The following is a 24499-nucleotide window of genomic DNA, read 5'->3' as shown; positions in this document are numbered from 1 at the left end:
CTGCTAAACCTATAGTTGTAACCGTCGTCAAAGGATTCGTCATCGATGTACAAAGCTATCCTGCTCGCCGCTCTTTTGATCGTTTCGGCAACTTCGAGTGCCAGGGCTGGCCTGTATGACATCATCTTTAATGCCCCGGTCTACAGCAGCGATCCCAATTTTTCAGCGAGCGGTTCATTCGACTACGTGCCCGGGACCGGTTTCAGCAATTTCAATGTTATTTGGGACGGCAGCAGCTACAATTTGACCTCCTCGGCAAACAGCGCGGCAAACCGGCAACTCGACGCGTGCCAGAATTCGCTCACTGGTGCCGCTTACACATTCAGTGTTCTGACAGCCTGCAATACCGCGACGTTCACTAATTTCTACAATACCCCCGATATCGGATTCTTTTTTCAGTATTTGTCCACTGGGAGTTTTTTGTACAGCTCAGTCTACCTCGGGGGCCCCTCGCATGCTCGCAGCTCAAACTTTAACTATGCCGCAGGCCTCTATGTCTATCGTCCTGATATTTCTTTTCCTGGCGGTTATTCCGCCCGAGCTGGCTTCAACGTCATAAAAGTACCCGAGCCGTCATCCATCGTCCTGCTTGGTAGCGCCATCATCGCCCTGTTGGGACTCCAGGCGATGCGCAGACATCAACGGAAGGCTTAGGACGATACGCAGGCGATCCCTGAACGTAGGGATTGCCGTGCTGGCCAGACCGGCACAGTTCTCGACAGTCCACATCGCATGTGCTGCGGCTTGAGGCTGGCGGCATTGAACTATAAATGAGTCCAGAGATTTGACATTTTCTTCGACGGATCGTTGGAATTTTGGTGGTGGGGTTTGGCGGGGGTGGGATGATGGGGGGCGGCAGGGTACCCCATCCTACGCGGGTGGTTTTTGGTGTTGGTGGGCGTAGGGGGTTTTGGTTTCCTGTTGGTCGATTGTTGTGCTAGGTGACTGGTTATGTCTAGTGCGACCCAGTTCCCGGCTCGGATGAGTGTGGCGGATTTCTTGGACTGGTGTCCTGAGGACGGCCAGGTCTGGCAGCTTGTCGATGGTGAGCCGGTGGCGATGGCGCCGGCGAGCACGACGCATGCTCGGATTCAGGCGGAGATTGCGCGGTTGATCGGCAATCATCTGCTGGAGCGGGGCAGTGCTTGCGATGTGCTGATGGCGCCCGGAGTTACTCCGCATTTGGAGCGTGCGCATAATGTGCGGGTTCCAGATATCGGGGTGAGTTGTTCGCCGGGTGGAGATGACGGGTCGTTGTTGACTGCGCCCGTGTTGCTGATCGAGATATTATCGCCAAGCAATCATCGGGAGACCTGGGCGAATGTCTGGGCTTATGCGTCGATATCGAGTGTGCGGGAGATATTGGTCGTCTCTTCGGTGTCGGTTGGTGCGGAGGTTTTGCGGCGGCGGCCGGATGGCAGTTGGCCGGAGCAGGCGGAGGTTGTTTCCAGTGGCGAACTGCACCTGGAGAGCATCGATTACGTGACGCCTTTGATGGCGTTTTACCGTACGACGCGCCTCAACACGCCTCGCTAAGGCGCGCCCGATTTCGTTTAGGTATGCAGCCCGGGCGCCGATCAGCCCAAGGACGAAAAGTTTTTTGCTTCTTTTTTACAAAAAAGAAGTGCTTGCCTCCCCTTCCCTTCATGCCCGCCGGCGTTTGCGTTTTTCCTGGGCGGGTGGGGCGAGAAGTGGGGCGAGGAAGCGGGCGGTGTGGGAGCGGGGGATGGTTGCTACGTCTTCCGGGGTGCCGGCGGCGACGATTTCACCGCCGCCGTCGCCGCCTTCGGGGCCGAGGTCGATCACCCAGTCGGCGGTTTTGATGACTTCGAGGTTGTGTTCGATGACGATGACAGTGTTGCCGGTATCGACCAGGGCGTGGAGAACTTCGAGGAGTTTGCGGACGTCTTCGAAGTGCAGGCCGGTGGTGGGTTCATCGAGGATGTAGAGGGTGCGGCCGGTGGCGCGGCGGGCGAGTTCCTTGGCGAGTTTGATGCGCTGGGCTTCACCGCCGGAGAGGGTGGTGGCGGACTGGCCGAGTTTGACGTAGCCGAGGCCGACTTTCATCAGGAGTTCGAGGCGGTCGCGGATGCGGGGTTGGGCGGCGAAATAGGCCATGGCTTCTTCGACGTTGAGGTCGAGCACGTCGGCGATCGAGAGGTCGCGGAATTTGATTTCGAGGGTTTCGCGGTTGTAGCGCTTGCCTTTGCAGGTGTCGCATTTGACGAACACGTCCGGCAGGAAGTGCATTTCGATTTTCAGTACGCCGTCGCCCTGGCAAGCTTCACACCGCCCTCCCTTCACATTGAAACTGAAGCGGCCGGATTTGTAGCCGCGGGCGCGGGCTTCGGGGAGTTCGGCGAACCAGTCGCGGATCGGGGCGAACAGATCGGTGTAGGTGGCGGGGTTGGAGCGGGGGGTGCGGCCGATCGGGGATTGGTCGATTTCGATGATTTTATCGAGCTGGTCGAGGCCGTCGATGCGGTCGTAGGGGGCCGGCACCTGGCCCGAGCCCATCAGGCGGCGGGAGACGGCTTTGTAGAGCGTGTCGATCACCAGGGTGGATTTGCCGCCGCCGGAGACGCCGGTGATGCAGGTGAAGACGCCGAGGGGGAATTCGCCGGTGACGTTTTTGAGGTTGTTGCCGCGCGCGCCGATCAGGCTGAGCATGCGGGCGGGGTCGATCGGGCGGCGTTGGGCGGGGGTGGCGATGCCGCGGCGGCCGGAGAGGAAATCGCCGGTCAGGGAGCGGGGGTTGGCGGCGATTTCGGCGATTGTGCCTTCGGCGACGAGTTCGCCGCCGTGGATGCCGGCGAGCGGGCCCATGTCGATCACGTGGTCGGCGGTGCGGATGGCGTCTTCATCGTGTTCGACCACCAAGACCGTGTTGCCGAGGTCGCGCAGGCGGCGCAGCGTGCCGAGCAGGCGTTCGTTGTCGCGCTGGTGCAGGCCGATCGAGGGTTCGTCGAGCACGTAGAGCACACCGGTGAGGCCGGAGCCGATCTGGCTGGCGAGGCGGATGCGCTGGCTTTCGCCGCCGGAGAGGGTGGCGGAGCCGCGCGCGAGGGAGAGATAGTCGAGCCCGACATCGACCAGGAATTGCAGGCGTTCGGTGATTTCGCGCAGGATGCGGCGCGCGATTTCCTGGCGCTGCGGGGTGAGGGTTTCGAGGGTGCGGCCGAACCAGTTGCGGGCGTCCTTGATCGCGAGGTCGGAAACGCCAGCGATGGTTTCACCGTCGATTTTCACGGCCAGCGCCTGCGGGCGGAGGCGGGCGCCGTGGCAGGTTTTGCAGGGGCGGTCGGCCTGGTAGCGGGAGAGTTCCTCGCGGACCCAGATGCTGTCGGTCTCGCGCAGGCGGCGTTCGAGGTTGCGGACGACGCCTTCGAAGGATTTGCTGACGCCATAGGCGCGCACGCCGTCCTTGTATTGGAATTCGATTTCGGACTCCCCTGCCCCGTACAGGATCGCGTCGCGGACTTTCTGCGGCAGGTCTTCCCAGGCGGTCGACATTTTGACCTTGAAGAATTTGGCGAGGCTGGTCAGGGTCTGGTCGTAGTAGGGGGACTGGGCGTTCGACCAGGGGGCGATGGCTTGTTGGGCGAGGGATTTGCTCTCGTCCGGCACAATCAGATGGGGGTCGAAGAAGGTTTCGGTGCCGAGGCCGGCGCAGTCCGGGCAGGCGCCGTGGGGGGAGTTGAAGCTGAACAGGCGGGGCTCGATTTCCTCGATGGTGAAGCCGGAGACCGGGCAGGCGAAGCGGGCGGAGAAGACGGTGCGCTCGTTGGTGTCGGCGTTTTCGGCGTAGACGATGCCATCCGACATGCTGAGCGCGGTTTCGAAACTGTCGGCGAGGCGTTGTTCGATGCCGTCCTTGACCACGACGCGGTCGACCACCGCTTCGATCTCGTGCTTGATTTTTTTGTTCAGCGCGGGGACGTCGGCGATTTCGTAGAGTTTGCCGTCGATTTTCACGCGGGTGAAGCCGCGGCGCTGCAATTCGGCGAGCTCCTTGCGGTATTCGCCCTTGCGGTCGCGCACCACGGGGGCGAGCAGGAGCAGGCGGGTGGCTTCGGGCATGGTCATGACGCGATCGACCATCTGGCTGACGGTTTGCGCCTCGATCGGCAGGCCCGTTGCGGGGGAATAGGGCACGCCGACCCTTGCCCAGAGCAGGCGCATGTAGTCGTGGATTTCGGTGACGGTGCCGACGGTGGAGCGGGGGTTTTTCGAGGTGGTTTTCTGTTCGATCGAGATGGCGGGGGAGAGACCCTCGATACTGTCGACATCGGGCTTGCCCATCAATTCGAGGAACTGGCGCGCGTAGGCGGAGAGGCTTTCGACGTAGCGGCGCTGGCCTTCGGCGTAGATCGTGTCGAACGCGAGGGAGGATTTGCCGGAGCCGGACAGGCCGGTGATCACGGTGAGTTTGTCGCGCGGGATGCGGACGTCGACGTTTTTCAGATTATGTTCGCGCGCTCCGCGCACGACGATGAAGCCCGACCCGGTCATGCTTTTGTTTCCGATATGTTCATGCTAGATATGGCGTCAAATCATGGTTGTGGGAAGGGGCTGGATGGCGGGGTTCAGGCGTGACAAGGCGACGTAAGCAAGCGCTTCTTTTTTGGAAAAAAGAAACAAAAAACTTTTATTATCTGGGGTATGGGCGGTTTCGTTGACGTCGTCTCATGAGGATCGAAGTTTTTTTTGCTGCTTTTTTGTTCACAAAAAACCAGACCTTGCTCGATCCTTGACGCGCCTGAGCGCCAGTGACACGGATGACAGACTGAACACGATAGGGGATCGACGATGGCAGGTAGTGTGAACAAGGTGACGCTGGTCGGCAATCTGGGCAAGGACCCGGAGGTGCGATCGACGCAGTCCGGTATGAAAGTCGTCAATCTTGCGCTTGCGACTTCGGAATCGTGGAACGACAAGGCGAGCGGTGAGCGCCAGGAGCGGACCGAGTGGCACCGCGTGGTGATCATGAACGACCGGTTGGCCGAGGTTGCCGAAAAATATCTGAAAAAAGGCTCCAAGGTGTATTTGGAGGGTAAATTGCAGACCCGCAAATGGACCGATCAATCGGGCCAGGAGAAATTCACCACCGAGGTGATGCTGGGGCGTTTCGGTGCGGAGATGGTGCTGCTGGATCGGCCGGCCGGTGGTGCGGGCGGCGGCATGGCGGCGGGCGGTGGCGGCAGTTACGGTGGGGGTGGTGGTGCGGCGCCCGCGCGCAGCCCGGCCGGTGGCGGCAGCGGCTGGGATTCCGGCCGGGGCGGCCATGATCTGGATGATGAAATTCCGTTCTGAGCCACGCGCCTCACCCCGCACGGGGCAGCGATAGTTTCAGCAGGACCGGCAGGGCGAACAGCACCAGCGGGAACTGCACGATGAAGCCGGAAATGATCGCGATGGCGAGCGGCTGCTGCATGCCTGAGCCCTCGCCGATCGCAAAGGCGAGCGGCAGCAGGGTGAGGATGGCGGCGAGCGTGGTCATTGCGATCGGGCGGAGGCGGTTGCGGCTGGCGATGATCAGGGATTCGCGCGGGTCGTTGTGTTCGGCGAGCGATTGGTATTCCGAGACGTAGAAGATCGCCATTTCGGTGGCGAGGCCGACGATCATGGTCATGCCCATCAGGGCGGTGATGTTGAGCTGCACGCCGGAGATGAACAGGCCGATGAACACGGCGAGGCTGGCGAGCAGGGCGGTGAACAATATGGCGCCGGCGATGATGAAGCTGCGGTAGAGAAACAGCAGCAGGATGAATTCGGCGGCGATGGCGGCGATGAACACTTTGGCGAGGCCGGCGAAGGCGATCTGCTGCTGTTTGTAGAGGCCGCCGAGGGTGTAGTGCATGCCGCTCGGGAGCAGGCCGGGTTTGGCGAGGGTTTTGCGGACGTCGGTGATGACGCCGCCGATGCCGCGGCCGCTGATCCGCCCGGTGATCGCGACGATCTGTTGGAGGTTTTCGCGGTCGATTTCGGGCTGGCCGGAGACCACTTTGAAGGTCGCGAAATCACCCATCGGCACCAGGGCGCCGCTTGCGGTGGCGACCGGGATGCGGGCGAGCGCGCCCATGTCCTGCTTGGCGGCGGCCGGCAGGGTGAGCCTGACATCGGTGAAGCGATACTGGCCCGGCAGGGCGGTGACGATGCTGCCGGTGAGTGCGGTTTGCAGGGTCTGGCGGACTTGATCGGGGTCGAGCCCGAGCATGGCGGCGCGGGCGTCATCGACGTGGATGTCCACCGCGTCGCCCGCGAGGGTGACACCGTCGAACACCGAGACGACGCCTTTGATGTTGCCGATCGCGGCGCCGACCTTGTGGGCGGTGGCGACCAGTTGCGCGGGGTCGCCGTGCAGTTTGATTTCGATCGGTTGCGGCACGCCGGTGAGGTCGCCCAGCAGGTCGCTCAGCATTTGCGAGACGTCGAAATCGACGCCGGGGACCTTGGCTTCGATTTTGGCGCGGATGCGGTCCATCACCGGCCAGATCAGTGGACGGTCGGCGAGCGGTTTGAGTTCGACGAAGATATCGCCCTGGTAGGGCTCGTTGAGGTCGCCGCCGAGACCGGCGCCGGTGCGGCGGGAGAAGGTGGCGACGGCGGGGTCGGCGCGGAGGATGGCTTCGATTTCGTCGACTTCGTGGACCGATTCGGCGAGCGAGGTGCCTGGCAGCGTCTGGTAGTTCAGCACGAAACCGCCTTCGTCGAGATGCGGCAGGAAGCCGGTGGGCACGCTGCGGTAGGCGAGCAGGCCGGCGATGATCAGGGGGACGATGCCGATCGCGAGCAAAGCGGGCCGCGCGATGAGGCGTGGCAGGAGCTTGCCGTGCCAGCGTTCCATCCAGCCTTCGCGGCCGGCGGCGCTGCGGCGTTCGGCGGGGTCCTGCCATTTGTCGAAATTGATCAGCGCGCGGGCGAGCACGGGCACCGCGAAGGCCGAGAGCAGCCAGGAGGCGACGAGGGTGGCGGCCAGGGTGATCGAGAGCGCCTTGAAGAAGGCGCCGGTGACGCCGGAGAGGAAGGCGAGCGGGGCGAAGACGATGAGGGTGGCGAGCGATGAGCCGGTGAGCGGCTGGAGGAACTCGGCGGCGGCGGCGAGTACGGCGCCCTTGGCGGCGGTGCCGGCAGTGTGGCCGGCGCGGCGGGCGATGTGTTCGATCATGACGATGGCATCGTCGATCACCAGGCCGACCGAGGCGGCGAGGCCGCCGAGCGTCATGATGTTGAAGCTGAGGCCGAGCAGCGATAGCAGCAGGATGGCCGAGGCCATCGAGGCCGGCACCACCAGCAGGGCGACCAACGTGACCCGCCAACTGCGCAGGAAGCCGATCAGCACGAGGCCGGCGAGGACGATGCCGATCAGGATGGCGTCGCGCACCGAACTGGCGGCGGCGGTGACCAGGCCGCTCTGGTCGTACCATTTCACCAGGGTGACGCCGCGCGGCAGGTCGGCCTGGTAGGCCGTGAGCGCGCGGCGCACGGCTTTGTCGACCGCGACGGCGTTGCCGTTCGGCTGCTGGAACACTTGCAGGGTAACGGCGGGGACGCCGTTTTCGGCGACGCGGTAATAGACCGGCACGGTGCCCATGCGGACCGTGGCGAGCTGGTCGAGCCGGACCACGCCATCCGGGCCGGCGCGGACCACGATGTTGCGGACGTTGCGCACGGTGTGCAGCGTGTTGTCCTGCACCAGCAGATAGAGCCGGTCGTAATCGGTCATGCGGCCGACCGCGGCGAGGACGTTGGATTTGCTGACCGCCTGTTCGACCTGGGCGAGGGTGATGTGCATCGCGGCGAGGCGCTGGGGCTGGACCAGGATATGCACTTCCGGCGTGGCACCGCCCTGCACGCTGACCTTGGCGACGCCTTCGATGCGGGTGAGGGCTGGGACGATGTGGTATTCCGCGATGGTGCGCAGCCTGGTTGCCGAGATGCTGTGCGACATCATGGCGTAGGCGATGATCGGAAAGACGGTGGGGTCCATCCGCCGGACGATGTATTTGGTGCCGGGCGGGTAGTCCGCCAGCATCTGGGCGATCGCGGCATCGACCTCGAGCGTCGCCTGGCCCATGTTCTGGCCCCAGTTGAAATCGACGTAGATCTGCGCCGAACCGCGCGAGGTGGATGAGCGGACCGAGGCGACGCCGGGGATGGCGCGCAGGGCCTGTTCGGTCGGTTTGGTGACCTGCAACACCATTTGCTGGGCGGGGCGGGCACCGGCATCGATGTTGATGCGCACGCGCGGGAACGAGGTGCGCGGGAACAGGCCGACCGGCAGGCCGATGGCGGCGACGGTGCCGGCCAGCGCGAGGGTGGCCATCAGGAACAGGATCGCGCGCTGCTGGCGGGCGAGGAAGCGGGCGAGACCCATCAATGCGTCACCCGCACGGCGATGCCGGGTTTGAGCTGGTAATTGCCGCTCACCACGATCGGCAGGGCAGGATCGATTTTTCCGGTGACGACGGCGCTGCTGCCGGTGCGGGCGATGATCTGGACGGTGACCGGGTGGGCGTGACCGGCGGCGATCTGCCAGATCTGGAAGCGTTTGCCGTCCGGCAGGGCGGCGTCACGCGGCACGATCACGCCGCGCGCGGTGCCGATGTCGATTTCGGCGGTGACGGATTCACCGACCAGATAGCCGGTGGCGGGCATCGAGATCGTGGCATCGACCAGGCCGCTGGCGGGGTTGACCATGGCACCGATCGCCATGACGCGGCCGCGCAGCGCCCGGCCGGCGGGGGTGGCGAAGGGGGTGATGGCGACGTGATCGCCGGGGTGGACCTGATGCGCCTGGCTGGGATCGAGCCCGACGGTTGCGACCAGCGCGTGGGCACGCAGCAGGGTGATCAGCGGTGCGCCGGGTTGCAGCGCGGCGCCGGGGGCGGCGGCGACGGCGGCGATCACGCCATCGTAGGGGGCGGTGAGCGTCGCGGTCGGGTGTGAGGCACCATCGAGCCGCAGGGCGTTGCGGGCGGTGATCGCGTTGGTTTCGGCCTGTTGGGCCTGGGCGAGCTGGATGTTGGTGGCGAGATGGGCGGCGACCAGGGCGCGGGTGTGCGCGAGGGTTTGGGCCGCAGCGCGCACCGCTGCTTCGGCCTGGGCGTAGGCGGCCTGTGCGGCGGGGGCGGTGCCGATCACCGCCAAAGCCTCGCCCTGATGCACCGCCTGGCCCGGCACGACATCGACCCTGGTGACGATGCCGGCATAGGCGAGGGTGAGCGTGTCGGTGGCACCCGGGCCGGCGCCGATGGTGCCGTAGACGGTGACGCTGCGGGGGATGGCGCCGGATTTCACCGCGATTGTGGTGACCAGGACGGAGGGCGCGGGCGCGTCGGACGGGGTTGCCGCGCGTGCCGCCGGGCAGAGGAGCGACAGGACCATCAGGAGGCGGGCGATCATCGGGCGGTTCCGTTCAGGGCTGCGATGGGGAGTCCGGCACCGAGCATGGTGGCGAGGGCGATGCGGCCGGCGGCGATTTTTTGATCGAGCGCGATCAGTTCGGTGCGGCGGGTTGCCTGCTGGTCGATCAGGTCGGTCTCGGTTCGGGCGTCGATCAGGTCGCTGCGGAAGGCGCGGCTTGCGGCATCGGCGGCGTGATCGGCCTGGGTCAGGCGATCGCTTGCGGCGGCGCGCTGGCGGATGAGCAGGGTGAGCGCGCGCTGCGCGGCATCGGCACCGCCCTGGGCGGCACCGAGGGCGGCGGTGAAGGCCGCGTTCAATTGCCGGCGGGTGGCGCGCGCGACCGCGACATTGCCGCGATTGCCGTTGAAGATCGGCAGGTTGAGCGAGACGTTGGGACCGACCGTCGCGACGCGGCTGGTATCGGACCCGCCGTTGACGGTGAGCGACATCAGCGGGAACTGGGCGAGGATGGCGGCGCGCAGATCGGCATCGGCGGCGCGATAGCCGTAGCGCAGCGCGATCAGGTCGGGGCGGCGTTGCGCGAGGCTCGCGATCAGGCCGGCGGCACCGCCCGGTGGCAGGGGTGGGATGACCGGGCGGGCGAGGATGATCGGCGCCGCAGGGGTGAGGCCGAGCAGGGCAGCGAGGGATGCCTGATCGGTCAATGCCTGCTGGGCCGCGGTATCGCGCGCGGCATCGAGGCTGGCGAGGCTGGCTTCGGCGGGGGCGGCTTGATCGATCGTGAGATTGCCGGCGGCGATTTGCTGGCGCGACACGGCGGTGAGGCTGCGCAGGGCGCGCCGGGCGTGATCGAGCGCGGCGAGGCTGCTGCGGTCCGCCCAGAGGGCGACCGCCAGCGTTTCGGCCTGGGCGGCGACCTGATATTCCTGCCACATCACGTTGGCGGCCGCTTCGGCCGATCGCGCCCGGGCGGCGCGGAGGCGCGCGCCCCTTGTGATCAGTGCGGCGACGTCCTCGGTGATCGATGCCGCGATCGAGGGGGCGACGGCCGGGCCGGCGAGCAGGGCGCCGAAGCCGCCCTGGAGGTTCGGGTCGGGCAGCAGGCCGGCGGCGAATGCCTGCGCCTGGGCGATGCCTGCCTGGGCGCGGGCGGCCGCGAGGGTGGGGTCGTTCAGGACGGCGAGGGCGGCGAGCGCCTGGGGTGACAGCGGGGCGGTGGGATCGATCTGGTGGCCATTCAGCAATTGATGATCGAGCGATGCCGGCGACGCGTGCAGCGGTGGGGTGAGGCTGAGCGGCCGGGTGCGATAGGTCGCGCAGCTGGCGAGCAGCAGGGCGGCGAGCAGTGGGGCGGCGCGCAATGGGGCGGCGCGCAATGGGGCGGTGCGCCGCAGGGCGGCGTGCGCGATTGTGGCGATCGGGCGGGCAAGGCGGCTGGGGCGAGTGGTCATCATGCTGGTCAATGTTGCACGGATGCTTTGGCGGAGCACCGCTGCCCGTGGCCTTGCGGCTGGTTTGTCGTTTTGTAATGTCGGGCAAACCGGCTTGACCCGGCGGCGAAACCATCGCTCCTGCTTTGACATGGAGAGCAAGCCAGGGCTGCGCATTCTGCTGATCGAGGACGATGGCCGCACCGCCGATCTGGTGCGCGCGGGGCTGGCACCTGAAGGTCACGATATCGTGGTGGCGTTGGATGGGCGGACCGGGCTGCTGCGCGCCGGCGGCGAGGCGTGGGATATGATCATCGTCGATCGGATGTTGCCGGGGCTCGATGGGTTGGGGCTGGTGCGGATGCTGCGCGGTGCGGGTATTACCACCCCTGCCCTGTTCCTGACCGCGCTCGGCGGGGTGGATGACCGGGTGGACGGGCTGCGCGCCGGCGGCGATGATTATCTGGTCAAGCCGTTCGCGATCGCTGAATTGAGCGCGCGGATCGCCGCCCTGATGCGCCGGGGTAGCGCGAAGCCGGCGGATACCGTGCTGCGGGTGGCGGATTTGACGCTGGATCGGCTGTCACGCGAGGTCAGCCGGGCGGGGCAGCGGATACCGCTCAAGCCGCGTGAGTTCGCGCTGCTCGATTACATGATGCGCCATGCCGGGCAGGTGGTGACCAGGACGATGCTGCTGGAGGCGGTGTGGGATTTTCATTTCGACCCGCAGACCAGTGTGGTGGAGTCTCATATTTCGCGGCTGCGCGGCAAGATCGACCGGGGTCATGCGGTCGAGCTGGTGCAGACGATCCGCGGCGCGGGCTATCGGCTGGGCGATGCGGCCTAGGCTGTTTCAGACCACCAGCGTGCGGCTCGCGGCGCTGGGGGTGGGCCTGGCTTCGGCGAGTGCGGCGGTGGTGTTCGGGGTGATCTATCTCGGTACGCTGGGGGCGTTGCGCACGACGCTGGATACCGACATCGACAACGAGATCAGTGAAATCATGGTGTTTGGCGCGCGGACGCCGCCGGGTGTGGTCGCGGCGGGGGTGCGCGCGGCGATTGCCGAGCCGCCGACCGGGACGTTTTTCCGGCTCGACGATGCGCAGGGGCGGCTGATCGCGGGGGATCTGACGCTGCCGATGCCGACACCGGGCTGGCATGATCTGGTGGCGCAGCATGGCGCGGCGCTCGCCGGGCATATTCGGGTGCTGCGCGCGCGGGTCGAGCGGATCGGCGGCGGTGGTACGCTGCTGGTGGCGGCGGATGCGACCATGCTGGATGAGTTGGATGAGTTGATCCGGCGCAGCTTTCTGATCGGGTTCGGGATTACGCTGGCGATCGGGCTGGCGGCGGGGATCGGGTTTGGCCGGCGGGCGTTGGCGCGGGTCGAGGCGGTGAGTGCGGCGGGCGAGGAGATCATGGCGGGGGATTTTACCCGGCGCATCCCGCTGTCGGGGTCGGGCGATGAGTTCGATCATCTGGCGCGCGGCATCAATGCGATGCTGGCGCGGATCGAGCAGTTGATGGGCAATATCCGCGCGGTGGGTGACGAGATTGCGCATGATCTGCGCTCGCCGCTGGCAAGGCTGCGGGAATCGCTGGAGTTGATGCTGCGCAGCGGTGATCCGGCGGTGTTGCCCGCGGCGCTCGCCGATGCGATCGCGCAGGTGGATGCCGCGTTGGCGTTATCGGCGGGGATTCTGCGGCTGGCGCAGATCGAGAGCGGGGCGCGCCGGGCGTCGTTCGCGATGTTGGATTTATCGCGGTTGCTTGAGGATATCGCTGAGACGTATGAAACCGTCGCGGAGGATGCGGGGGCGGTGCTGACCGCGCGGATCGCGCCGGGGCTGGCGCTGGCGGGCGATGCCGCGCTGCTCAATCAGTTGTTCGCCAATCTGATCGAAAACGCGATCACCCATGGCGGGCCGGGGACTGCGATCATCGTGACGGCTGGGCGGGATGATGGCGGGATTGCGGTGAGCGTGGCGGATGACGGGCCGGGGATTCCGCCCGAGCGCCATGCCGAGGCGCTGCGGCGGTTCGGGCGGCTGGATGCGAGCCGCTCGCGCGAGGGGCATGGGCTGGGACTGGCGCTGGTGGCCGCCATCGTCGGGTTGCACGACGGCACGATGGTGCTGCGTGCGTCGCGGGATGATGCTGAGCGGCCGGGGCTGAGGGTTGCGATTTCGTTTCCGGTTGCGGGGTGAGGGTTGGGTGGCGCTGATCAGAGCATGGCGGCGAAATCGGTGATGCCGAGGCCAGCGGCGGCTTCGGTGATCTGGGCGAGGGTGAGATTATCGATCGGGATCCCATCACGCGTGCGCTGCGCCGCGTGGCCGCGTTCGGGGTCGCCGGGGAGTTGGATCTGATCGAACCCCGGCGCGCGGCGGGCGGCGGTGAGATGGGCGCGGGTGGCGGCGACGCCTTCGGCGACACGGGCGACGCCGCCGAGGGCATCGAGGTTGATCAGCACGGCGAACATGCTGTTGAGGATGCTGTCCTGCTCGGGTTCGTCCGCGCGCTGGCCGCCGGCGACCGCGCCGGCCATGATTTCGCACATGATGGCGAGGCCGGAGCCTTTGTGCAGGCCGAAGGTTTGCAAGGCGCCCACGTTGTGATCGACCAGGGGAACCGGATCGGTGGTGGGTTGGCCCGCGGCATCGATCAGGCAGCCTTCGGCGACCGGTTCGCCCTTGTTGCGGGCGATGCGGGCCTTGCCGTGGGCGATTGTGGTGGTCGCCATGTCGAGCACCACGGCACCGCCCGGCGCGGGCACCGCGGTGACGAAGGGGTTGGTGCCGAGGCGGGGTTCGCCGCAGCCGAACGGGGCCGAAATCGGGTGATGGTCGGCGACGTTGACATAGGCGATGAAGCCCATGCCGGCGGTGGCGGCCTGTTCGCCATAGGTGCCGATGCGGCCGATATGGGCGCTGTTGCGCAGGCTGAGGGTGACGGCGCCGATCTCGCGCGCGCGGACGATGGCGCGTGCGACCGCTTCATGCGCCATATGCGCGCCGAAGCCGCGTTTGGCATCGAACACCAGGATGGCGCCGGCATCGGTGATGGTGGCGAGGGATTGGTTGGGGATGAGTTTGCCTTCACGCAGCATCCGCACATAGGCGGGCAGCATGCCGACGCCGTGGCTGTCGTGCCCGGCGAGGTTGGCGCGGACCAGGTGATCGGCGATCAGGCGGGTTTCGGCGGGATCGCTGCCCATGGCGGCGACGATGCGTTCGGTCGCGGCGCGCAGGCGGGCGGGGTCGATGCGGCGCATCAGGGATTGCCGATGGCGGAAAAGCGGGTCGGCAGCAGGATCTGGTTGGTGACGTTGGCGACGATCTGGCCGTTCTGCTCGGTTTCGGCGCGCTTGGTGATCCATTCCGGATCGGTCTGGAAGGCGAGCCATTTGGTCTCGCGCTCGGCGAGGGAGTCCCATTCGAGCAGATAGGTCAGGTCGAGATTGGAATCGCCGATCACCGTGGTCCAGAACCCGGTCTGGCGGATGCCGTGCTTGCGCCAGATCGGCAGGGTGATGGTCTCGAACCGGGTGAGCAGGTCCGGCAGGCGGCCCGGCATGCAGCGATAGAGGCGGAGTTCGTGGATCATTTTGGGCGTTTCCGTGGTGGTTGGGGGAGGATGGTCGAGGGGTGAGCGGCAGGGGTAGCGTCAGGTCGGTGAGGCTCTCAGCCGGTCACGCGCCAGATGACATCGCCCACGTCATCGGCCACCAGCAGCGCGCCGTCCGGGCCGGGGGTGACGCCGACCGGGCGGCCGTAGGATTCGCGTTCGTCCGGTGCCAGGAAGCCTGACAGGATATCGCGCGGCGGGCCGGACGGGCGGCCGCCTTCGAAGGGTACGAACACGACCTTGTAGCCGCTCAGCGTGCTGCGGTTCCATGAGCCGTGCTGGCCGATCGCCATGCCGGCGGGAAAGCCGGGCAGCGCACCCGCCTTCATCCAGCACAGGCCGAGCGAGGCGGTGTGGCCGCCGAGCGCGTAGTCGGGGGTGACGGCGGTGGCGACGAGGGCAGTGTCCTGGGGGACGCGGTCGTCGACCGTCTGGCCCCAGTAGCAATAGGGCCAGCCGTAGAAGCCGCCTTCGCGGACCGATGTGAGATAGTCGGGCGGGGTTTCATCGCCCAGACCGTCGCGCTCGTTCACCACAGTCCAGAGTGTTTCGGTGTGCGGTTCCCAGGCCATGCCGACCGGGTTGCGCAGACCGGCGGCGAAGATGCGGGTCTGTTCGGTCTTGAGGTCGAGTTCGTGGATGGCGGCGCGCCCGGCTTCGACCGCCATGCCTTCGTCGGCGATGTTGGTGAGCGAGCCGACGCCGATGTATAATTTGGTGCCATCCGGGCTCGGCAGGAGGCTGCGCGTCCAGTGGCCGCCGCCGTTGAAACTGTTGAGCTTGCGCCCTGGTGCGGTGATGCGCGTGGCACCGGGCACATAGGGGAACGCCACCACGCCATCGGTATTGCCGACGTAGAACGTGTCACCCACCAGCGCCATGCCGAACGGCTGGTTGAGACCTTCGAGGAAGATTTCGCGGATTTCGGCGACGCCATCGCCATCGGCATCGCGCAGCAGGGTGATGCGGTTGGGGCTGATGCCGACCGCGGCGGCGCGCTGCATGGTGCTGAACATGGCGTAGTCGAACGCGCTTGTGATCTTGCCGGCGACGCTGATCGCTTCGGCGACCAGCACATCGCCGTTCGGCAGCACCTGAATCCAGCGCGGATGGCGCAGGCCGGTCGCGAAGGCGTTGACGCGCAGGCCGGGGGCGGCGAGCGGCGTTCGGCCATCCGACCAGCCGCGCGCGGTGGGCATTTTGAGCGTGGGCAGGCGGCCTTGCGGTTTGGCGAGCGGAATCGCCGGCGCGGTGCCCCAGGCGGGTGCGTGGGAACCGTCGCTCGCGCGGCGCACGCGCAAGGTGACCTCACCGACGACGGCGACGAGGCGTGCAAATACAGCAGAAGCGTTCAAAATCTTGCTCTCCGTTGGGGGCGGGACGATCGGGCGGATTCATAGGCCCGCGTTCGTCGTTGGTCGAGCCACCCCCAAGTGGAGAGCGTTGCGCGTTACTGGTTCATGGGGCCGATTGATCGAAGGATTCCAGCGCCTCGGCGGCGTACATCGCGGACGGGCCGGCCCCCATGTAGATGGCGACGCCGAGTGTTTCGGCGATTTCGGCGCGGGTGGCACCGGCGCGCGCGGCATCGCGGGCGTGATAGGCGATGCAGGGCTGGCAGCGGGTGGCGACGCCGATGGCCAGGGCGATGAGTTCCTTGGTCTTGGCATCGAGCGCGGTGCCGCCGTGGGCGGCCTTGGCGATGGCGCCGAAGGCTTTCATGACATCGGGGTTGGCTTCGCGCAGGTCGCGCACGCCGCCGTCCATCGCGGTGATGATTTTTGCCCAGTCTTCGATCATGGCACGTCCTTTTCGGGGGTGGTTGATTGGCGGGCAGGATGCGCGGGGCGGGCTGGGTTGTCGTTGATCGAGATCAAGCGGGTGGCGCGCTGCGTCAGCCGGGCAGCGTGATCAGGGCCTGGGCGCCGGGTCGATCGGGGCGGTTGGATAGATGCAGCGTGCCGCCGTGGGCTTCGATGATTTCGCGGGCGAGGACGAGGCCGATGCCGCTGCCGCCGGGTTTGGTGGTGAAGCCGGGGACGAACAGGTTTTCGGTCTGCGGCAGGCCCCTGCCCTCGTCGATGATCGCGATGCGGATGTGCGGGGCGGCGATTTCGAGCGTGATGTCGACCGCGCCGCCGGCTTCGAGCGCGGCATCGGCGGCGTTGCGGATCAGGTTGATCAGCGCCTGTTCGATCTGCGCGGGATCGAGCATGGTCTCGTTCGTAGGGCCGATGGCGGTGCGGATCGGCACGCGGGTTTCGAGAGCGGCGATGCGGTGCAGCAGCGGGCCGAGTGCGGCGGGTTCGGGCATCGGCGGCGGCAGGCGGGCAAGGTCGGCGTAGCGGCGGATGAAGCCGGCCAGGCTACGGGTGCGGCGCTCGATCAAGGCGAGGCCGTCGCGCATCTGGCGCGGATCGGCCGCGTGGCGTTGCAGGGCTTCGGCGGTCGCCTGGATCGGGCCGAGCGAATTGCCGGTTTCGTGGCTGAGCACGCGGATCAGGCCGCGCCAGACCCGGCGTTCCTCATCGCGCAGGGCACGTGACAGATCGCTCGCGACCAGCACCAGATGATCGCGCCCGCCGCGCCGGAAGCGGACGCGCCGGACGTGCCACGGGCCGGTGCCGCCGGGCAGAGCGGTGTCGAACCGGGTGGGGCCGTTGGGGTCGAGCCATGGCGCGATGCCGAGCGGTTCGGGGTGCAGGCCGGTCAGGAATTCGGCATCAGTGCCGAGCAGGGTGCCCGCGGCGTCGTTGCCGCCGATGATGGTGCCGCGCGGGCCGATCACGATGATCGCGAGATCGACCGCGCCGAGCAGCTTGCCGAGCAGCGCATCGGATTCGATGCCGGCGCGGCGGGTGCCCATCAGGGCATCGGCCAGCGCGTTGACGGCCGCGAAGGCCGCGCCGAGCGCACCGCGCGCCGCGATGGCGCGGAGCGTGTAGTCGCCATCGCGCAGGCCGAGCAGCAGGGCGGCGAGCTGGCGGTAGCCGCGGTCCGCCCGGCGGCGTGCCAGCGCATAGCCGCCGGCGGTGCCAATCATCAGGGCACCGCTGATCAGTGCTGCGACGCCGATCACGTGCGCAGCTGCGACAGGCGCCGGTAGAAGGCGCTGCGCGACAGGCCCAAGCGTCGGGCCGCGCGTTCGGCATCGCCGCCCGCCTCGGCCATGGCGCGCTGGATCAGGTAGCGCTCGGCTTGATCCAGCGTCATGTGTTCGATCGGGGCTGCGGCGACCGGGCCGAGGCGCAGATGCGCGGCCCCGATCAGATCGTGGTCGGCGAGCAATACGGCGCGCTCGACGACGTGGGATAATTCCCGCACGTTGCCCGGCCAGGGGTGGTTCGAGAGCGCGGCCAGGGCATCCGGGGCGAAGCCGGTGACGGTGCGGCCGTGGCGGGTCGCCGAGGCGGCGAGGCAGTCGGCGGCAAGCAGAAAGACATCGTCGCCCCGTGCGCGGAGCGGCGGCAGGGCAATTTCGACGGTGTTGAGGCGGAACAGCAGGTCGCGCCGGAAGCGGCCGGCCTCGATCAACTGGTGCAGATCGGCGTTGGTGGCGGCGATGACGCGGACATCGACCCGGCGGGGTGTCGCCTCGCCGAGCCGGGTGATGATGCCATCTTCGAGCACGGACAGCAGGCGGGCCTGGGTGGCGAGGCTGGCGTTGCCGATTTCATCGAGGAACAGGACGCCGCCGTTGGCGATTTCGAACCGGCCGATCCGGTCGGTTTTCGCATCGGTGAAGGCCCCGCGGGTATGGCCGAACAATTCAGACTCGATCAGGCTTTCCGGCACCGCGCCGAGATCGAGCGTGACGAAGGGTTTGTCGCGGCGATGCGACAGGGCCGCGATGTGGCGCGCGATGAGGCCCTTGCCGGTGCCGCTTTCACCGGTGATCAGCACCGAGACATCGGCCGGGGCGATTTTTTCGACCATGGTGAGGACCGCGCGCATCGCGGCGGAGGTGGCGATGATATCGCCCTGGGCGGTCGGGTGGGTGAGGCTGGCCGCGGTGCTGCGGGCGCGCGCGAGGGCGAGCTGGCTGCGCAGCACGGTGATCAGGCGGGCGTTTTCCCAGGGTTTTTCGAGGAAATCGGCCGCACCGGCGCGGAGCGCGCGCACCGCGAGATCGACCGAGCCCCAGCCGGTCAGCACCACCACCGGCAGGTCGGGGTGGATTGTTTTGACCGAGGCGAGCAGGCGCATGCCATCGTCGCCGGAGGTGGTGTCGGTTGCGAAATTGAGGTCGAGCAGCAGGGCATCGATGCCGCCGGCATCGAGCAGCAGGGCGGCCTCGGCGGGGGACGCGGCGCCTTTGGTGGTGAAACCTTCCGCGCGCAGCACCAGGGCCAGGGCTTCGCGGATATCGGCCTGATCATCGGCGATCAGGATTGTGCCGCCCGATTCAACCATGGTTGGCGATCGGCGGCGGGGCGGCGCGCACGATGAGAAACTGTCGGTTCACGAAGCGTCCAGCATGGATTTGACCGGCGTGTTGGCCGCAAGCGAGGCCGGCTTCCACGCTGCGCCCAGCACGATCGCGCTGACCACGATCACCGCGGTGATGAACACCAAGGGTTCGATCCGCCCGATTTCGAACAGCAAGGGCGACATCGCCCGGATCAACAGATAGCCACCCAATGCACCGCCCCCCAGACCGAACGCGAGTAGCCAGGCCGCATCGCGCAAGGCGAGGCGCAGCAGCCGCGCCGGGCTTGCCCCCAGCATTGCCCGCATGCCGAATTCCGGCAACCGGGCGCGGGCGACGAAGGCGTTTACCGCATAAACGCCCAGCCCCGCCACCACCAGGGCGATGAGCGCGAAACTCACCGCGAGCCATGCCGCCAGGGTGCGGAACGCGGTATCGATGAAGATCAGCCGCCGGTAGGGCAGCACCCGGCTGACCACCGCACCGGGTACCGTGGCTGCGACCGCTGACGTGACCCGTTGTTCGGCGGCCAGAACGCTGCCCCGATAGCGCACCACCAGATGGACTTCCTGCAGGGTCGCGCCGGGAAATATCACCGACGCCACCGGGAAATAGATCGTCCCCGGTATCTGGTGCCAGGGTGCTACCCGCCAGACCACCGGATTGGTCACGCCGACGATGCGATATTTGCCGAGCCCGTATAAATCGACGGTTTTGCCGATCACGCGCTCGGTCCCGAACACGCGTTGTGCCAGACCGGCGCCGACGATCATCACCCTCGCCCCGCTGCGATACTCGGTGGTGGTGATCCGCTGACCTGCCCGCAATGCTATGCCCATGGTGCGAAAATATCCCTGATCCGGCGTCACCATATTCGCATGGAACCGGCGTGCGTGGGGGTCATCGCTGCTCATCAATGAGTAATAATGCTCCTGCGAAAACGGGTAGGCGGCAAAGCCGAAGCCACCGACGGCGGTGATGCCGGGCTGTCTGGCCACGCCCGCCTCGATCGCGGCGAGGGAGCCGGTGTTCGCCGCCGTTTGCGGCAACAGCACCGAGGCGATCAGCCGGTGCGCCGGCTGAAATCCGAGCGGGCGGCTCAGGGCGGCATACAGGCTGCCGCCGAGTGCGAAACTCGCGATCAATAAAGCCAGGGCGAGCATCACCTGCACCACCCCCATCAGCCGCTGCGCGCCCCTGGTGCCGCGGTCCATGGTCGCGGTGCCGCCGCGGCCGATGGTTTGCCCCGACGTCCGCCGCGACAGCTGTACCAGCGGGATCGCAGTGATCACCAGGACCGATATCAAGGTGAGCGCGAGTGCCGCCAGCACCTCGGGCCAGCCGAAGCTGAAGTGGAACGGCGTCACCCCGATCGCAGCCCCTAATGGGGCGATGCCGCCGCGCTCGGCGACGAACCCGATGGCGAGCGCCAGCACGGCGACGGCAATGCCGATCGGCACCTGTTCGAGCAGGAGCAGGCGCATCACGGCGGCGCGCGAGGCGCCGATGACGCGGCGCAAGCGGTATTCCTTGATCCGCCCGCGCTGGCGGACCAAGGCGAGGTTGGCGGCATTGGCAATCGCCAGGGCCAGCAGCAGCAGAGCCATGCCCTGCAGCACGAGCGGCAGAACAGCGAGGCTATCGCCCCCGATCAGCACCGGCCGTAGCAAGCGTGCGTCGAGAATATCCATGCCAGCGAAGGCGGCGGTATTCTGATGCTGATATTCCAGCACGAAGCGTTTCGCCTCGTCGATCTGCCGGTCGAGCGCGGCCAACGTGACCCCCGGCGCCAATCGGGCGACGCCGAACTCGTTGACATTCTGCATGATCGGCCGGGCCATGGGCAGCGCCACGACTTCGAGGACATCCTTGTGAAAGGCAAACGCGTAATCGCGCGGCAGCACACCGACGATCCGCTTCGCGCCCGCGCCCACATCGATCGTGCGGCCGATCACCGAGGCTGCGCCACCGAACGCCGCCTGCCAGAATTTATAGGATATCATCGCCTCCGGCGGGCCGCCCTTCTGGCCTGAGTCGAGGCCCGGCAGCGCGCCCAGAGCCGGCACCAATCCCAACGTGCGGAACCAGGATGGCGTGACCTGCGCGTAGGAGACGCCGCGCGCGACGCCGCCGATCATCGCCGTCGCTTCACCACCCTGCACATAGAGCCCGATATCCTGGATGCCCTTCAAGGATTGCGCGAGCCTGACATAATCGTCCGGCGAGATCAGGGGTTGGGTCAGCCCGGTCCGCGGTCGCATATGGCGGAGCACCACGAGCCGGCCGGGATCGTGATATGGCAGGGGGGCGACATAGACATCGTAGACAAGACCGAACGCCATCGCGTTCGCGCCGATCGCCAGCGCCAGCATCACCACGGTTGCGACGGCGAAGAACGGCCGGCGCACCAGGCCGCGATACGCCGTTGCGGCATCGTGCAGCAGGACCGAGATTATTTCGTTCATCGCTTCACCCTGCATCCAACAATGTCTTGACCGGCAGATTGGCCGCCTGCGACGCGGGCCGCCAGGCGGCCATGATGACCACGATCGCGATCAGCCCCAGCGCCGCCGCGAAAATCCACGGCAGCACCGCGCCGATGTGAAACAGCACCGGCTGCATCATCCGCACCAGGAAGAACCCGCCGATCGCGCCACCGGTCAACCCCGCGGCGAGCACCCATGCGGCATCGACCAGAGCGGTGCGCAGCAGGCGCCCGGCATCCGCCCCCAGCATTGCCCGCAGGCCGAATTCCGGCAGGCGGGCGCGGGCGATGAAGGCATTCACCGCATAGACCCCGAGGGCGGCGAGCAGCAGCGCCAGTGCGGCGAACGCCGCGACGAGCCGCGCGATCAGGGTGCGAAACGCGGTGCTGGCGAAAATCACCTGGGAGTATGGCTCGATGCTGGTGACCACCGCGCCCGGGGCGGCGACACCGATGGCATGATCGATCGCGCTGATCGCGGCGCGCGGGCCGCCGCGGGCATCGGCGATGATGGTCGCGCCGCGAAATGGAAACGGCGCCTTCAACGTCGCGAGACAGGCGGCGGGGAAAAACATCGTGCCGCTGATACCGTCCTTGCCCGAGGGCTGCCACAACAGGCGTGGTGTCACCCCGATGATCGGGTAGAGGTCGCCGGCCAGGTTGAGCTGCTTGCCGATCGCGCCCTTGGCAAAACTCGCTTGTGCGAGGTCTTGGCTGACGATGAGGTCCCGGTGGCAACTGGCCGCCTTGGCCGCAAGGCCGAAACCGTGCCCTGCGGCGATATCGATCCCGAGCGCACGGAAATAATGTCCCACGATCGGCACGAAATAGACCCCCTCGGCCTGAGCGCGCGGCCGATCGGGAAATACGCCGACCTCGATCAGGGTTTTGGTCAGCGGGTAGGACCATTCGAGGCTGCCACCCGAAGCCGCGATGCCCGGCAGATGCGAGACCGCATCGACAACGCGGCCCAGCACCGTGAGATTGGCGAGCGCCGGCGGCATCAGGACCGAAGCGACCACCCGCCCTTTGGTTTGAAATCCCCGCTGCTGGGTCAGGATCTGATGCAGGCTGATCGACAATGCGGCGCTGCCGATCAACAGGATCGCCGCCAGCCCGACCTGTAGCGCGCCGAGCGCGTTCTGGGTTCGCCTTGCGCCCGGCGACAAGGTTGCCCGGGTGCCGTGATCGGCCCGGTCGCCCAGGGTTTGCCGCCAGATTTGCACAGATGGTCCTGATGCGACCAGCAGGAGCGACACCAGTGTCAGCGCCAGACCGAACGCCTGTGCGGGCGCGCCGGTCGCGATGCCGAACGGGCTGGCGTGGAAAATCGGCTGAAACTCCTGCAAATCCTGCAAGGCCACCCAGCCGATCAACGCGCCGCCCGCGCCGACCGCGAGGACAATCGGCACTTGTTCGAGCAGGAACAGCCGGAGCAGCGATCCGCGCCGCGCGCCCAGAATTCGCCTGATTGCATAGTCCTGCAAGCGCGCCCGGTTGCGCACCAGCGCCAGATTGCCGGCGTTGGCAATGGCCAGCACGAGCAGCAGCACGGCCATGGCCTGCACCAGGGAGGGCAATGCGCCGAACGGCGTCATCCCGAGCAGCGCCGGGCGGATCGGCCGGGCGATCAGGCGTTCGCGATTATGCTGTTCGCGCGCCGACGCCGCGGGGTTGTTGACTGCCTCGATGCGCTGCAGCGCCCGGGTCAGTTGCACATCGAGCTGGGCGGCGCTGGCACCTTGTGCCAGACGCACCGGCATGAACTTGTTGCCGTTCGACGCGGGAATCCCGGTCCGTGGCGGGACATACGCGGCCCAGAGATCGGTCGCGCTGACAAACCCGAACGATGCGGGCAACACGCCGACGATGCGTTCGCTGACGCCGCCGATCACGATGTGCCGGCCCAGCACCGCATCGCTGCCACTGAATGCCGCGCGCCAGAATTGCGCCGAAATCACCGCCTCATGCGGCCCGCTCGGCAGGCCCGCGGCAACACTGGGCAACCGGCCGATCAGCGGCCGCACCCCCAGCGTGGTCAGGAACGAGGGTGTCACATCCGCGGTATCGACTTGCTGCGCCCGGCCATCCACCATCGCGGCCGCCGGCCCGATATAGGCCCAGAGTCCGACCGATTGCACGGAAGGAAGCCGGCCTTGCAACGCCCAATAGGTTTTGGCGGAGATTTCCGGATCATCCGGATCGATCCGCTGCGACGCGGCTGCGACCAGCATCAGACGCGACGGCGCGTGATAGGGTAGCGCGCGGACATTATAGCCGTAGAACACGCCGAACGCGGTGACGTTCGCGCCGATCGCCAATGCCAGCATCACGATGCTCGCCACCGCGTAGAAGGGGCGGCGCATCAAGCCGCGGCACGCCGTTGCCGCATCGTTTGCCATGGCGCCGATCATTATACGGCGCCCGGCAGATGATCGTCTTCCTTGTGCAGCGCCACCACCGCTTCGCCGAAGCTTTCGTCGACCACCTGGCCGTCGGAGAGCCGGACGATGCGGCGGGCGCGGCGGGCGTAGTGCAGGTCGTGCGTGACCATCAGGATGGTCGCACCCTTGTTCGTGTTCAGATCTTCGAGCAGCGCCATCACCGCCTCGCCGGCTTTGGAATCGAGATTGCCGGTGGGTTCGTCGGCGAGGATGATATCGGGCTCGGTCACCAGGGCGCGGGCGATCGCGACGCGCTGCTGCTGGCCGCCCGATAGTTGCGCGGGGTAGTGCTGCGCGCGGTGGGCCATGCCGATGTCCGACAGGATGGCGGCGACCCGCTCATCGCGCGCGGCCTTGGCGATGCCGCCGCGATAGATCAGCGGCAGGGCGACGTTTTCCGCGACGCTCAGATCGCCGATCAGGTTGAACGCCTGGAACACGAAGCCGATGTGGCGGTTGCGGAAAATGGCGCGGTCGCGTTCACGCAGATGCGCCGCATCCTGACCGGCCAGCCGATAGACCCCGGCGGATGGATCATCGAGCAGGCCGAGGATCGCCATCAGGGTCGATTTGCCGCATCCCGACGGGCCGGTGACCGCGACGTATTCGCCGCGCTTGACCGCGAGATCGACCCCGGCCAGCGCATGGGTTTCGACTTGATCGGTGCGGTAGATTTTTTTCAGATCGATCACGTCGATGACGGTTTCGGTCATGG

18 protein-coding genes are annotated in these 24499 nt (G+C 66.9%); 5 read left to right on the top strand and 13 right to left on the bottom strand.

The window, feature by feature from the left end:
• The first annotated feature begins 45 nt into the window (after positions 1 to 45).
• Both BW994_RS07395 and BW994_RS07390 read left to right on the top strand, forming a co-directional pair.
• Positions 46 to 654, top strand: a complete 609-nt coding sequence (locus BW994_RS07395) for a PEP-CTERM sorting domain-containing protein (RefSeq protein WP_029310908.1) — start codon at positions 46 to 48, stop codon at positions 652 to 654.
• A 327-nt stretch (positions 655 to 981) separates the two neighbouring features.
• A complete protein-coding gene (locus BW994_RS07390) occupies positions 982 to 1536 on the top strand; it encodes a Uma2 family endonuclease (RefSeq protein ID WP_245801533.1) in 555 nt (184 codons plus the stop codon).
• Positions 1537 to 1644: 108 nt separating this feature from the next.
• Here the strand turns inward: BW994_RS07390 and uvrA are convergent, their stop codons facing one another.
• Entirely contained in the window at positions 1645 to 4512 is a 2868-nt protein-coding gene (gene uvrA, locus BW994_RS07385; RefSeq protein WP_029310910.1) for an excinuclease ABC subunit UvrA, read from the bottom strand.
• Between the two features lie 297 nt (positions 4513 to 4809).
• Between uvrA and ssb the strand changes: the two genes are divergently transcribed.
• Entirely contained in the window at positions 4810 to 5313 is a 504-nt protein-coding gene (gene ssb / locus BW994_RS07380) for a single-stranded DNA-binding protein (RefSeq protein ID WP_029310911.1), read from the top strand.
• A gap of 10 nt (positions 5314 to 5323) precedes the next feature.
• Here the strand turns inward: ssb and BW994_RS07375 are convergent, their stop codons facing one another.
• From BW994_RS07375 to BW994_RS07365, 3 genes are read right to left on the bottom strand one after another with little or no spacing between them, the layout of a single operon-like run.
• The gene (locus BW994_RS07375) at positions 5324 to 8377 is read right to left on the bottom strand and encodes an efflux RND transporter permease subunit (RefSeq protein ID WP_029310912.1); all 3054 of its coding nucleotides are present in this window, start codon (positions 8375 to 8377) and stop codon (positions 5324 to 5326) included.
• Complete coding sequence (locus BW994_RS07370; protein WP_029310913.1) at positions 8377 to 9405, bottom strand: efflux RND transporter periplasmic adaptor subunit; 1029 nt, start codon at positions 9403 to 9405, stop codon at positions 8377 to 8379. The genes BW994_RS07375 and BW994_RS07370 overlap by 1 nt, the downstream gene beginning before the upstream one ends.
• Positions 9402 to 10823 carry a TolC family protein gene (locus tag BW994_RS07365; protein WP_245594055.1) on the bottom strand — a complete coding sequence of 474 codons (1422 nt, stop codon included), beginning with the start codon at positions 10821 to 10823 and terminating at the stop codon, positions 9402 to 9404. Before BW994_RS07365 ends, BW994_RS07370 begins: the two co-directional genes overlap by 4 nt.
• 127 nt (positions 10824 to 10950) lie before the next feature.
• On the opposite strand from BW994_RS07365, the gene BW994_RS07360 reads away from it, so the two are divergent.
• Positions 10951 to 11646 (top strand): winged helix-turn-helix domain-containing protein, encoded by a 696-nt coding sequence (locus tag BW994_RS07360; protein ID WP_035228189.1) that lies wholly within the window; start codon positions 10951 to 10953, stop codon positions 11644 to 11646.
• Positions 11636 to 13006 (top strand): sensor histidine kinase, encoded by a 1371-nt coding sequence (locus tag BW994_RS07355; protein WP_029310916.1) that lies wholly within the window; start codon positions 11636 to 11638, stop codon positions 13004 to 13006. Before BW994_RS07360 ends, BW994_RS07355 begins: the two co-directional genes overlap by 11 nt.
• Before the next feature lie 17 nt (positions 13007 to 13023).
• Here BW994_RS07355 and BW994_RS07350 read toward each other — a convergent pair whose 3' ends face one another.
• The 9 genes from BW994_RS07350 to BW994_RS07310 form a co-directional block, all read right to left on the bottom strand.
• Positions 13024 to 14073, bottom strand: coding sequence for a malate/lactate/ureidoglycolate dehydrogenase (locus BW994_RS07350; protein WP_035228193.1), 1050 nt, complete (start codon positions 14071 to 14073; stop codon positions 13024 to 13026).
• Positions 14073 to 14405: an NIPSNAP family protein gene (locus BW994_RS07345; protein WP_029310918.1), complete on the bottom strand. Its 333-nt coding sequence runs from the start codon at positions 14403 to 14405 to the stop codon at positions 14073 to 14075. The genes BW994_RS07350 and BW994_RS07345 overlap by 1 nt, the downstream gene beginning before the upstream one ends.
• 77 nt (positions 14406 to 14482) lie before the next feature.
• Positions 14483 to 15781 (bottom strand): PQQ-dependent sugar dehydrogenase, encoded by a 1299-nt coding sequence (locus tag BW994_RS07340; protein WP_029310919.1) that lies wholly within the window; start codon positions 15779 to 15781, stop codon positions 14483 to 14485.
• Between the two features lie 103 nt (positions 15782 to 15884).
• Complete coding sequence (locus tag BW994_RS07335; RefSeq protein ID WP_029310920.1) at positions 15885 to 16226, bottom strand: carboxymuconolactone decarboxylase family protein; 342 nt, start codon at positions 16224 to 16226, stop codon at positions 15885 to 15887.
• Positions 16227 to 16320: 94 nt separating this feature from the next.
• On the bottom strand, positions 16321 to 17505 hold the full coding sequence (locus tag BW994_RS07330) for a sensor histidine kinase (protein ID WP_051657180.1): 1185 nt from the start codon (positions 17503 to 17505) through the stop codon (positions 16321 to 16323).
• The gene (locus BW994_RS07325) at positions 17502 to 18839 is read right to left on the bottom strand and encodes a sigma-54-dependent transcriptional regulator (protein ID WP_029310922.1); all 1338 of its coding nucleotides are present in this window, start codon (positions 18837 to 18839) and stop codon (positions 17502 to 17504) included. Before BW994_RS07325 ends, BW994_RS07330 begins: the two co-directional genes overlap by 4 nt.
• Before the next feature lie 48 nt (positions 18840 to 18887).
• Complete coding sequence (locus tag BW994_RS07320; RefSeq protein WP_162176779.1) at positions 18888 to 21320, bottom strand: ABC transporter permease; 2433 nt, start codon at positions 21318 to 21320, stop codon at positions 18888 to 18890.
• A 4-nt stretch (positions 21321 to 21324) separates the two neighbouring features.
• A complete protein-coding gene (locus BW994_RS07315) occupies positions 21325 to 23742 on the bottom strand; it encodes an ABC transporter permease (RefSeq protein ID WP_162176780.1) in 2418 nt (805 codons plus the stop codon).
• A gap of 11 nt (positions 23743 to 23753) precedes the next feature.
• Positions 23754 to 24497 carry an ABC transporter ATP-binding protein gene (locus BW994_RS07310; RefSeq protein ID WP_029310925.1) on the bottom strand — a complete coding sequence of 248 codons (744 nt, stop codon included), beginning with the start codon at positions 24495 to 24497 and terminating at the stop codon, positions 23754 to 23756.
• Positions 24498 to 24499 lie beyond the last annotated feature (2 nt).

The sequence above is a fragment of the Acidiphilium rubrum genome (assembly GCF_900156265.1).
Classification (GTDB): Bacteria; Pseudomonadota; Alphaproteobacteria; order Acetobacterales; family Acetobacteraceae; genus Acidiphilium; species Acidiphilium rubrum.
This window is presented reverse-complemented; position numbering and strand designations above follow the sequence as displayed.